Source organism: Synechococcus sp. HJ21-Hayes, assembly GCF_024345835.1.
Lineage (GTDB): Bacteria > Cyanobacteriota > Cyanobacteriia > PCC-6307 > Cyanobiaceae > Vulcanococcus.
In genome coordinates, this window is the sequence record NZ_JAGQBW010000007.1 from 134,842 (window position 1) to 145,365 (window position 10,524).

Annotated in this window: 11 protein-coding genes; 7 read left to right on the forward strand and 4 right to left on the reverse strand. The window is 65.5% G+C overall.

The genetic code is table 11. The annotated features are described in order from the left end of the window. The first annotated feature begins 122 nt into the window (after nt 1–122). Together KBZ14_RS07580 and KBZ14_RS07585 are read left to right on the forward strand one after the other, a co-directional pair. On the forward strand, nt 123–1,409 hold the full coding sequence (locus KBZ14_RS07580) for a cytochrome P450 (RefSeq protein WP_255117705.1): 1,287 nt from the start codon (nt 123–125) through the stop codon (nt 1,407–1,409). A gap of 74 nt (nt 1,410–1,483) precedes the next feature. After that, nucleotides 1,484–2,839, forward strand: a complete 1,356-nt coding sequence (locus KBZ14_RS07585) for a cation:proton antiporter domain-containing protein (RefSeq protein WP_255117706.1) — start codon at nt 1,484–1,486, stop codon at nt 2,837–2,839. 8 nt (nt 2,840–2,847) lie between these two features. Here KBZ14_RS07585 and KBZ14_RS07590 read toward each other — a convergent pair whose 3' ends face one another. The 3 genes from KBZ14_RS07590 to KBZ14_RS07600 all read right to left on the reverse strand — a co-directional run bounded on the left by KBZ14_RS07590 (nt 2,848) and on the right by KBZ14_RS07600 (nt 4,954). After that, nucleotides 2,848–3,546 (reverse strand): Coq4 family protein, encoded by a 699-nt coding sequence (locus KBZ14_RS07590; RefSeq protein ID WP_255117707.1) that lies wholly within the window; start codon nt 3,544–3,546, stop codon nt 2,848–2,850. Nucleotides 3,547–3,703: 157 nt separating this feature from the next. Further along, nucleotides 3,704–4,513 carry an oxygenase MpaB family protein gene (locus KBZ14_RS07595; RefSeq protein ID WP_255117708.1) on the reverse strand — a complete coding sequence of 270 codons (810 nt, stop codon included), beginning with the start codon at nt 4,511–4,513 and terminating at the stop codon, nt 3,704–3,706. A gap of 255 nt (nt 4,514–4,768) precedes the next feature. After that, nucleotides 4,769–4,954 carry a Rossmann-fold NAD(P)-binding domain-containing protein gene (locus KBZ14_RS07600; RefSeq protein ID WP_255117709.1) on the reverse strand — a complete coding sequence of 62 codons (186 nt, stop codon included), beginning with the start codon at nt 4,952–4,954 and terminating at the stop codon, nt 4,769–4,771. A gap of 307 nt (nt 4,955–5,261) precedes the next feature. On the opposite strand from KBZ14_RS07600, the gene KBZ14_RS07605 reads away from it, so the two are divergent. After that, nucleotides 5,262–6,545 (forward strand): MFS transporter, encoded by a 1,284-nt coding sequence (locus KBZ14_RS07605; RefSeq protein WP_255117710.1) that lies wholly within the window; start codon nt 5,262–5,264, stop codon nt 6,543–6,545. On the opposite strand, the gene KBZ14_RS07610 is transcribed toward KBZ14_RS07605, so the two are convergent. After that, nucleotides 6,505–8,199 (reverse strand): protein adenylyltransferase SelO, encoded by a 1,695-nt coding sequence (locus tag KBZ14_RS07610; protein ID WP_255117711.1) that lies wholly within the window; start codon nt 8,197–8,199, stop codon nt 6,505–6,507. The genes KBZ14_RS07605 and KBZ14_RS07610 overlap by 41 nt on opposite strands. On the opposite strand from KBZ14_RS07610, the gene KBZ14_RS07615 reads away from it, so the two are divergent. The 4 genes from KBZ14_RS07615 to mazF all read left to right on the forward strand — a co-directional run bounded on the left by KBZ14_RS07615 (nt 8,192) and on the right by mazF (nt 10,347). Beyond that, nucleotides 8,192–8,512, forward strand: coding sequence for a hypothetical protein (locus tag KBZ14_RS07615; protein WP_255117712.1), 321 nt, complete (start codon nt 8,192–8,194; stop codon nt 8,510–8,512). The two genes, KBZ14_RS07610 and KBZ14_RS07615, sit on opposite strands and share 8 nt — an antisense overlap. A 496-nt stretch (nt 8,513–9,008) precedes the next feature. Beyond that, the gene (locus KBZ14_RS07620) at nt 9,009–9,536 is read left to right on the forward strand and encodes a hypothetical protein (RefSeq protein WP_255117713.1); all 528 of its coding nucleotides are present in this window, start codon (nt 9,009–9,011) and stop codon (nt 9,534–9,536) included. A gap of 209 nt (nt 9,537–9,745) precedes the next feature. Beyond that, the gene (locus KBZ14_RS15935) at nt 9,746–9,991 is read left to right on the forward strand and encodes an AbrB/MazE/SpoVT family DNA-binding domain-containing protein (RefSeq protein WP_399210880.1); all 246 of its coding nucleotides are present in this window, start codon (nt 9,746–9,748) and stop codon (nt 9,989–9,991) included. Then, complete coding sequence (mazF, locus tag KBZ14_RS07625; RefSeq protein WP_255117714.1) at nt 9,988–10,347, forward strand: endoribonuclease MazF; 360 nt, start codon at nt 9,988–9,990, stop codon at nt 10,345–10,347. The genes KBZ14_RS15935 and mazF overlap by 4 nt, the downstream gene beginning before the upstream one ends. Nucleotides 10,348–10,524: the final 177 nt, after the last annotated feature.

The following is a 10,524-nucleotide window of genomic DNA, read 5'->3' on the forward strand; positions in this document are numbered from 1 at the left end:
ACGCTGGCAAACAGACGTTTGCGTTCAACACCGACCAGATCTTCGCCATCCACGGCAGCAACAACAACCGTGTCGCTGGGAGCTGGGGGGGTGATCTGTGCCCATGGACTCAGCACGTTGTGATGCCCCTCTCTCCTCGCCCACTGCCAAGCACCGGCGCCATCAGCGGCGTCCTGGAGGCGCTGGCGTTCTTCCGCGATGCGGACTTTGCCCGCGGCCGCTTCGAGCGCTACGGCGATGTGTTCGAAACGACGTTGCTGGGCCAGCCGCTGGTGTTCATCCGCGGCGAGCGGGCGATCACGGATCTGCTCAGCCAGCCCGAAAGCACTGAGGGCTGGTGGCCGGAGAGCGTGCGGCAGCTGCTGGGGAGCCGTTCGCTGGCCAACCGCAACGGCGCCGATCACCGCGCCCGGCGGCGGGTGGTGGGCCAGCTGTTCTCGGCGGCGGCGCTACGGCGCTACAGCCCGGCGATCACCGATCTGGTGGAGGAGCTGGCGGCGGAGCTGAACGCGGGCCGCGAACCGATCGCCCTGGTGGAGCGGATGCGGCGTTTTGCCTTCGCGGTGATCGCCGACGTGGTGCTGGGCCTGGAGCGGGGCGATAGCGAGGCCCTGTTCGCAGACTTCGAAATCTGGACGCGGGCGCTGTTCTCGGTGCCGATCGCCCTGCCTGGCAGTCCCTTCGCCCGGGCGCTGCAGGCGCGCTCGCGGCTGCTTGAGCGGCTGCGGCGCGTGCTGGAGAGGGCCCAGGAGCGCCCCACCGGTGGCCTGGATCTGCTCAGCGGCGGCCTCGATGAGGCGGGGCTGCCGCTCACGGACGACGACCTCGTGGAGCAGTTGCTGTTGCTGCTCTTCGCCGGCTACGAAACCACGGCCTCCTCGTTGAGCTGCCTGATGGCGGCGCTCCTGCAGCACCCGGCGGAGCTGGCCTGGCTGCAGGAGGAGATCAGCAGCCAGGCCTGGCCCCTGGCGGAGGGGGCGCCGACCCCGCGGCTCACGGCGGTGGTGCAGGAGGTGATGCGCCTCAACCCGCCGGTGGGTGGCTTCTTCCGGCGCACCACCCAGCCGCTGGAGCTGGCTGGCGTGCTGGTGCCCGCCGGGCGGGTGGTGCAGGTGGCGCTGGCGGCCTCCAATCGGCTGGCCGGCAACGGCGCGGATGATCTGGATGCCTTCCGCCCCCAGCGCCATCTCGACCCCAACAATGGCCTCACGCTGCTGCCCTTCGGCGGCGGCGATCGCGTGTGCCTGGGCAAGGCGCTGGCGGAGCTGGAGATCCGGCTGATGGCGGTGGGCCTGCTGCGCCAGTGCCAGCTGCAGCTGGTGCCCAACCAGGACCTCAGCCTGGCGCTGATCCCCAGCCCCAGCCCGCGGGATGGGCTGCTGGTGATGGCGGCGCCTGGTCCGCTCTAGGACGCATTGCTGATCCACAGGCTGAGTGCCTGGCAGCGGCGAATGTGCTGGCTGGCGTGCGGGGGGAGGATCCCATGACCGCAACTTCAGGCGTTGCCGTGCTCATCCTGCTCACGACCCCACCCGAAGGCCCCGCCTACCTGGCTGGGACCCTGTTACCGCGTGGTTTTTTCCTCGGACTGGGGCTGATGTATCTGGCGGCTCTGGCCGTCGATCGACTGGCGGCTGGGTGGCGTCTGCCGGGGGCAGCGGCCGTGTTGCTGCTGGGCCTCGCCATCCCCAGCGACCTCCTGGCCCGCACCGAGCCCCTGGCCCCGTTGCAGCTGGAGACGCTGCACCGGGTGAGCTTGGCGCTTCTGCTCTTCTATGCCGGGCTGCGAACCAATCTGCGCCGCATCCATGGCATGAAGGCCGCCGGACTGCGGCTGGGCACGTTGGGCTTGCTGATCACGGTGTTGATCGCAGGCCTGGCGCTGTGGTTGCTGGCCCCTGGCCTGCCCGGAGGGCTGCCGCCATCGGTGGTTTGGCTTGTGGTGTGTTGCCTTGCGGCCACCGACAGCGGCGCCCTCGAGGATCTGCTGGTGGCCCTGCGCCACAGCGTGAGTGGCCGCCTCAGCCATTTGTTGGAGTTTGAAGCGGCCCTCAGCACCGTGATGGCGCTGTTGTGCTTTGGCTTTGTGGCCGCGATCCTGCAGGTTCAGGCCCATGGCGACCACCAGTCGCTGCATGCGGCGCTGACGAGTCGGTTGCCGGAGCAACTGGGGGCGTTGGCCCTGCATGTGCTGGCCGGGATGGTGGCCGGGGTTGCGGTGGGAGGCCTGGCTCCGCGGCTGATCGATCGCCTGGTGCGCTCCGACCAGCAGCTCCTGTTGGTGGCTGTGGCCCTCGCGTTCGTGGCCTTCGGCTTTGGCCAGTTGCTGGGGGGTGGTGGCCTGCTGGCGGTGTTTCTGGCCGGGGTGTGCCTCTCCAACGGCCGCTACCGCATCGACCGTTTCGAGCAGCAGGCGCTGGGGCGCGTGATGCAGCCGTTCAACACCGCCGCCGAACTCACGGTGCTTCTGCTGCTGGGGCTGATGGTGCAACCAGAGGCGCTGGGTTCGGTGTTGCCGGTTGGGCAGGGCCTGGCGCTGGTGTTACCCCTGGCCCGGTTGGTGGGGGTGTGGCTGGTGCTTCGCCCGCCGGCCTTTCCGCGCGGCGACCGCCTGATCATGGCGGGCTGCGGCATGCGGGGTGCCGTGCCCCTCGCCCTCACCGTTTCGCTTACCGAGGAGCTTCCCCATCTGCGGGGCATCACGGCGGCGGCGGTTGAACCGCTCGCCGACCAGCTCCTGGCCCTGGTCTTTGTGGTGGTGCTGATTGATCTGGTGCTGCAGCCGCTGGCGATGCGACAGCTGTTGCATGCCATCGCAGCCCCTCGGCCCTCTGCCTGAAAACCGCGTCACAAGGGGTTGGTGCTGCCCTCTGTGAAGGGAGAGTGCTCCACGAGGTTGGCGATCCCCAGCTGCTCACGCCACTCGGCCAGTGGCCGTTGCCATCCCTCCTCCCACCGCTGGGCGAGCAGCGGCTTGCAGGTGCGGCCCAGCTCGAGTCCGTAGGCCACCGCCTGCCCCACGTCGACCTCGCCAGGGATCGGCCCCTCCAGGCAGCGGTGCAGCAGATCGGCCCCCAACAGCATGGCGCTGCCTGGCCAGCGCAGCTGCATCACGTTGATGGCACTCAACGCCGCTTCCCCGGCGGGGGTGGGTGGGCAGCCGCACACCACATGCCAGAGGTCGTGGGTGTGGCGCACCCGTTGGTGCAGCCAGATGTCGTCGCCATCGGTGCCTTCCGCCAGCTGGGGATCCGGTAGAGGTTTCCCGCCGGCATTGGCAAACCAACTGGCATAGCCATGGCCGAGGCTGCCGCTGGGCATGGCCAGCAACGCCGTCTGGCTGGGCCAATGGCCCCAGTAGCGCTCGCGCAGCAGCGGCGCGATCGCCCCGCAGCTGCGCAGGGAGGCGCGGGCCGCATCGGCCACCGGTGTGGAGTAGCTGCGGGTGAGCAGGTCGAAGCCGTGCCCCAGATCGTCTGGGTTCTGCACCAGGGCCGAGAGATCGGTGGCGAGGTGGAGCAGCTGGCGGCGGAGGGTGGGTCGCATCGGGCCGGGGCTCGCCGCCGCAGTTGATCGGATGGGCTTGCGCCATCCTGGCCGAAGCACTCGATAAGCAGTACGGCGCCCCGGGGCGTCGTTCAGCCCGGCAGTGGCCATGAGGGAGTTGTTGTTGCACAACGCTCGGGGTGCGGGGTCGCGATGCTCAACGCGGCTCGGGCCGGTTCAGCTGCGGCAACAGCGGCGGCGGGCCCAGCTGGTCGAGCGCAAAGCAGCGGCCGTAGCTGGGTGTGGGGTGCATCGAGTAGAAGCGCGGCGAGGGCTCAGCGCCGAGACGTCGCCGCAGGGCCAGCCAGCCGCCGGCGATCCGGCTGCGGCTGCGCAGCGCCAGCAACACACCGCGCTGGAGGACGCCCGGCGCCGCGGGCCAGCCGAGGCTGCCGGCCACTTCATTGGCCAACAGGCTCTGGAGCACACGCCGCAGCAACGGTCGCAGTGACGCAGGCCAGTCGGCCAGCAGCATGCCCAGGGTGGCCTCCGCAATCCTCTGGTTGCTTGCGGCGTAGCGGAACGTCTCCTGCTCCACCCGCTCGTTGAGCGCCAGCAGCGCGGCCAGGCTGGACGGGATCGCCGTGATCCCCATCCGCTCCCCCGCCGCCTGCCAGAAGCGGAACAGGTGCTCCCGCTCCTCGTGCGTCAGCCCACGCCAGCCATAGCGCTCAATCCACCGGATCGGCTCGGCCACGAAGCTGGAGAGCACATACAGGAAATCGTCGTTGGTGATGGCGTAGTGGCCGTGGATGCGGTTCATGCGGGCGATCACCGCCGCGCCTTGTGCGCTGTCCAGTCCATGGCGTAGCAGCTCGGCCACCATTAAGCCGGTGTCGTCGTAGCGCTTGCGCGGCCGCTGTTCAAACTCGCCGGTGTGCGCCAGCAGCGCCGAGATCGAGGGAACGCAGAAGGTTTTCAGCAGTGCCAGTTCCAGGGCCCGGGTTACATCCCAGGGGAAGAGCACGCCAGCCAGCCGGTGGCAGCAGGCCTCGGAGGCCTCAAGGGTCCTGGGGTGGGGGCAGAGTTGATCCAAAATCGCTCCCTTGGGGGACTTGCTGCCTGCCGACAGCCGCGCCTGCGTGAGGCACGTTCCATCAGCGTCGCCTTCTCAGCATCATTCTGGATTCACATCCAGCCCGCTCTAGCAATGGAAGCATTTTGATTGATTGATTGGTTGGTTGATTGCCAGCATGGGCGAGTGTATTCGCCAGTTTACGCATCAAACTGCGGTCAGGCCGCCATCCAGACGGATCACTTGACCACAGATGAAGTTGGAAGCATCGGATGCAAGGAATAGCACCAAATCAGCGTAGGCAGCGTGGCCCACAGGTGCCAGCACAGCAGCAGCCGAAGAGATCAGGACGCGCCGATTGTCGAGGCTGAAGCGTCCGGATGCATCGGGCATCAGGATGACTGGATGACGGAATTAAGGACCGACGCGGATCTCCCAGCCTGAGAGAACGGTGGGCCGATCTCTAGGGCCACGGGTGATGGTGTAGCTGAAGCGGCTGCGGCACCAGCATGGCCACGACACACGCGCCGAGATCGGAGCGGCCTTCGGCGTGCTCAACACCGACACCCCCTGGATCCACCGCGAAGGCGTTGGCAACTCTGCCAGGCGTGAAGAAACTGAACAGCGAATGCTTTGACTTGCGGTGTCTCTCGCTTCCGCCCCCCTCGACCGCGCGCTGGTCGGAATTCGCAGGCACCTGTTGCCGTTTCTGTTCCTGCTGTATCTGGTCGCCTATCTCGACCGGGTGAACATCTCCTTTGCTGCCGCCGGTGTGAGCGCAGCCCTGGGGCTGACCACCGCCAGCTACGGCGTTGCCGCTGGCATCTTCTTCCTCGGCTATGTGCTGTTCGAGATCCCCAGCAATCTGATGCTCGAGCGGGTGGGCGCGCGCCGCTGGATCGGCCGCATCCTGCTCAGCTGGGGGGTGGTGGCCGGCCTGATGGCTTTCATGACCAGCGCTCAGCAGTTCAATGGGCTGCGGCTGCTGCTCGGCGTGGCGGAGGCGGGCTTCTTCCCCGGCATTGTTTTGTATCTCAGCCAGTGGGTGCCGGCCGCGCAGCGCTCCCGCACCCTGGCGGGGTTCATGTTGGCGATCCCGATGGCGGGCCTTCTGGGGGGGCCGATCTCGGCGGGATTGCTGTCGCTGCATGGTGTGGGCGGATTGGCCGGCTGGCGCTGGCTGTTCCTGCTCGAGGCCCTGCCGGCGATCGCGCTGGCCTTTGTGGTGTGGCGGCGTCTGCCCGACCGGCCCCATCAGGCGCCCTGGCTCTCGGCTGAGGAGGCCTCAGCCCTGGAGCAGGTGCTGCAGGAGGAACAGATCCAACTCCACGGCAGTGGCCGGCAGGTGCATGGCCTGTTGGCGGGCCTGCGCCAACCGCGGCTTTGGCTGCTGGGGATTCTCTACATGGCGATCGCCACCGGCTTCTACGGATTCAGCTTCTGGATCCCGCGCTTCGTGGCCGAGGCTCTGTCACCGGCGACGGCTTCACCGGTGCTGGCCAATCTGATGAGTGCGGTTCCCTATGCCCTGGCGGTGGCCGCGATGCTGCTGGTGGGCGCCTCCTCCGATCGGAGCGGCGAGCAGCGGCTGCATGTGGCGGTGGCCCTGGCGGTGGCGGCCGTGTCGTTGGGCCTGGCCAGCGCCGGCAGTGGCCTGGTGCGCCTGGCCCTGATCAGTGTGTCCACCGCCGCCACCTTCTCCTGCCTGGGGCCGTTCTGGGCGATTCCCTCCCAGTTCCTGGGCGGCCGGGCGGCGGCGGGCGGCATTGCCTGGATCAACTCGGTGGGCAATATCGGCGGCTTCCTGGCACCGATCGTGATGGGCCGGCTGATGCTGCGGCCGGGCGGCGACGGCCTGGCGCTCGCTGGCCTGGCGGCTGTGCTGTTGCTGGCCTCGGCCCTGGCCCTGTTGCTGCCGCGCATGCAGGGGCTGGCTGATCAACTCACGACGAACAGCTGTAGTGCGACACCCCACCGGCGTTGAAGAACTCCCTGGGCTTGAGGCGGTCGTAGGTCGCCGCCAGTTCCGGGGCTGGCTCGTTGTAGGGATGGCTGAACACCGCCTGCAGCTCCTGGATCAAGCTGGTGTCTCCCTGCGCCGCCTGTTGGTAGGCCGGTGCGACCAACCATTCGCGCCAGGTGATGGCTGGGTTCACGCGCTGCATCGCGGCGGATGTCTCGCGGAGGTCGCCATGGGCCGCGATGGCAGCACGCCAGCGGCCGAGCCATTGGGTCCACTGCCCATTGAGCTCCTCTGAACTCGGCAGGTAGAAGCTCTCCTTCAGGGCTGAGAGGTGCTCGGGGATGGTGGCGGGAATGGCCGACAGCCTTCGGAAGGCAATCGTGTAGTCCGCCCTGGAGCTCACCAGGAGCTCCAGCAGATCGTTCACCAGTTCGGCATCAGGGGCGGCCAGGCCGAGCTTGTGGGCCCACATCGCCGCGAGTTCCTGCTCCATCGCTGCGGCAAACCCTTCGCGGATCTGATCGAGCCGTGCCAGGGCCTCGCTGTTGGTGTCAAGCAACGGCCGCAGCGCTGTCCAGAACATGTGGAAGTTGGCCTCGGCCGCCTGCGGTTGGTTGAAGAAGCTGAAGTGCTCGCCGCCGCCGGTCCAGGGCTGAAAGCGGGGATCGAACAAGTCGCAGAAGCCGAAGGGGCCGTAGTCGAGGGTGTAGCCGCCGGCGGCGCAGTTGTCGCTGTTGAAATTCCCCTGGCAGTAGCCCACCCGGATCCAGTTGGCCACCAGGGCGGTGAGCCGCGTGCGGAACAACCCCGCCAGCTCCAGCACCTGCTCGCTGAACGGGAGAGCGGGATCAATCTCCGGCCGGTAGTTGCGCTCGATCAGGTGGGCCACGATCAGGCGCAGCTCCTCCAGCGCGCCTGGATGGGCCTGGCGGCGGACGCGGCGGGCGAACAGCTCCAGCTGGCCAACCCGCAGAAACGAGGGGGCCACGCGGGTTGTGATCGCCGCTGGGTTGTCCACCAGGATGTCTGGGTCGAACGACTGGGACCCCGGCGCGTACCAGGGCCGGCGCACGGTTTCGGCGCCGGACCCATAGAGCGTCAAGGAGCGGGAGGTGGGAATGCCCAGGGCGTGCATGAACTCCTGGGCCAGAAACTCGCGCACGCTGGAGCGCAGCACGGCCCGGCCATCGGCGCCGCGGCAGTAGGGCGTGGGGCCGCCTCCTTTCAGCTGCATCTCCCAGCGCCGGCCGTTGAACACGCCCTCAAACACGGAAATGGCTCGGCCATCGCCATAGCCGTTGCCGGTGCCAAATGGACACTGCTGGATGTATTCAGCGCCGTAGATCGAGAGGGCATAGCCGGTGGCCCAGCCATAGGGGCGCATCGGCTGCCGCGCCACGCTGATGTCGCCGGACAACAGCCGCAGGAACGCCTCGTCGTGGGCCAGGGCGTCGTCCAGACCCAGCTCCTGGAACAGGGCAGGACTGTGGGCCACATACTCCGGATTTGGAAGCGGCGTGGGTGTCACCGGCACGTAATGGCCCGAGAACACCTGGCGGGGCCGGTGATCGTGGCCATCCAGCGTGGCTTGCGGATCCGGCTGCAGCCCCTCCAGCAGCGAATAATCGGCCCGTTGCGCGAACTCAGCGAAGGTTGTGATCGGAGGGGTGCTCACGGGGCTCGCGGGTTCTGGCCGGCAGGGATCAGTGGAGGCTAGGGATGGAGGCTTCCACCTGCAGAGTCTTCAACCCAGCGTCCATCACCTGGTTGCCCTGCGCGGGGATGTGGTGTTCAGCTACGCCAAGGGCCGCATCAGCCAGATCGGGCTGGTGGAACCAGAGGCGGGTACGGAGCGGGAGCCGGCCTGCCGGGTTACGGGGCTGCAGCGGCAGGAGTGTCTGGTGGCGAGCCACAGCAAACCCTGGCGCCACGGCCACAACCGCGAGCGGCTCGAAGGCGCCAATGGCCTGCAGGTGCTGCGGCGCTGAACGTTGGTCCTTCGAGCAGGCGGCACCTGTGGGGTAGCCGTTGTGGTGGAGGACGAGGTGGTTGAGAGGCTGGCGGGGAAAGCCGGCACAGGTATAGACAACGCGGGTGGCCACGGGTATGAAGCGGCTGCGCCTGTAGGTGCCACCGGTATCTCAGTTGCCGTTTGCAGCGTGACGGCCTACCAGCTGCAGGGGCACATGGGGAGGTGCGAGTGGCAGAGACAAGCGGTGCACTCCAGCTCAACAGCATTGTTCTGAAGGCCATCAACACAAAGGCCTTAGGCAAGAAGGAGCGAGCCAATGGCCTGATCCGCATTCAGCGGGTCCGCATAACATCCCGATGGATTACAGGGGCCACGCGAAAAGACAGCCTCCGACGGGCCTATTGTGTTGTTGCCTGTGGAGGCGGAGGCTCTTATACGGACATGACAAGGGCGCAGCAGGGATTAGGCGGGTCCGCCCATTCAGCGTTAGAGTGAGTTGACGCCATTTACTCATGACCACGGCTCGCATTGGTTATGTCGCAGAAAGCAAGGCAGTTGTTTCTTGTTATCATCACTATGATGGTTACCCGCAGTGGCTTGGTAGAATTCTTGCCTCATTCTACTGTTCATTTGGAGATGTCAAGGCATTGATAGATGGCGGGGATATGCAATGCTGCTTTTCAAATACTGATTTTGAAGGGTGTATAGTTCTTGATGAATTCGGTGCACCTAGCCGGATCTGGACGCCTCTTTATTATTCTGAAAGAGGTTCTGGCGAATTCGGCTCGATGATTCACAAAGATCTTGATGACTTCCTGGGGTATTGCGGTTTTGGACGGGGTGTGCACCTACACAAAGAAAGACTTGAATTTGCTTACCTGTATGCTGATGAGAAATGGACTTGCTATGACATTTTCAAGGATCAGGTTTATCAAGCGCCTTTTGATAGTTCAGCCACAGATGCTGCTGAACACATCATCCGCAAGCTAGATCTATACGAACGGATAGACGGTGAATTAAAATGGCAAATGTCTTTATGAGCAATCGAATCGCATTCGGCATTTCAATGGTGTCTGCCTTAGTCCACTCTAACGACGCAATGCACCTGTCCCGCTCCCCGAAAGTATGCACCCAGTGAATAGCTCTGGCAATAGCCCCTGCGGGCAGGTGATCGCTGGCGTTAGAGAGATGGGGGCGAAGCGGTTGCAGCCCAGAGCTAGTATACTCTCTGTATAGCCGCTGGGTTGCTGTGCGGACACGGGTCCAGAAATGGGGAAACAGTCTCGGGGTGCGGATCCCGCGCGGCCTGGCTGAGGAGGTTGGCCTCGGCGCTGGCTCTGAAGTTAGCTTGAGTGCCAAGGATGGCGAGCTTGTCGTGAAACCGTCGGTTCCTGCTCGCCTCAGCCTCGACGATCTCTTGGCAGAGGTCTCAGAGGAGAACCTCCATTCCTCTATCGATACGGGTTCAGCTGTCGGTGCGGAGATCTTCTGTTGACTGCTGCGTATGTCCCTGATCGGGGTGACTTGGTCTGGCTGGAGTTCACACCGCAGACGGGTAGTGAGCAGGCTGGAAGGCGTCCTGCTTTGGTGATCTCGCCGAAGGCCTACAACGCGAAGGTTGGCTTGGCCTTGTTTTGTCCGGTGACATCACGTGTTAAGGGCTATCCCTTCGAGGTTGCCTTGCCAGATGGTGGTGGTGTGGTCGGTGTCGTTCTTGCTGATCAATTGAAGAGCCTTGATTGGCGTGCCAGGAAGGCGAAGCTGATTGAGCGCGCTTTGCCTGAGGTGCTGGCAATGGTTACTGCAAGGATTCTGCCCTTGCTTGTTCCCGACAATGCTGCCACTCTCTAACACGGCCATGCACCTGACCCGCCCCCAAAGACAGGGCTGATTCAAAGTGTGGTCACGGGTTGAGCTCTGGTTGTCGTCGCGCCATCGCCAGCAGTGCCTTGATGTCATGCATCACCGCTTGCAGGCCCTCGCGGATCGAGTCGAAACCGGCCAGGCGCAGCAGATTGAGACCAGCGG

Coding starts and splice junctions, on each gene's coding strand:
- KBZ14_RS07580 (WP_255117705.1), top strand. CDS start 123: ATGCCCCTCTCTCCTCGCCCACTGCCAAGCACCGGCGCCATCAGCGGC.
- KBZ14_RS07585 (WP_255117706.1), top strand. CDS start 1,484: ATGACCGCAACTTCAGGCGTTGCCGTGCTCATCCTGCTCACGACCCCA.
- KBZ14_RS07600 (WP_255117709.1), bottom strand. CDS start 4,954: ATGCCCGATGCATCCGGACGCTTCAGCCTCGACAATCGGCGCGTCCTG.
- KBZ14_RS07590 (WP_255117707.1), bottom strand. CDS start 3,546: ATGCGACCCACCCTCCGCCGCCAGCTGCTCCACCTCGCCACCGATCTC.
- KBZ14_RS07620 (WP_255117713.1), top strand. CDS start 9,009: ATGACCACGGCTCGCATTGGTTATGTCGCAGAAAGCAAGGCAGTTGTT.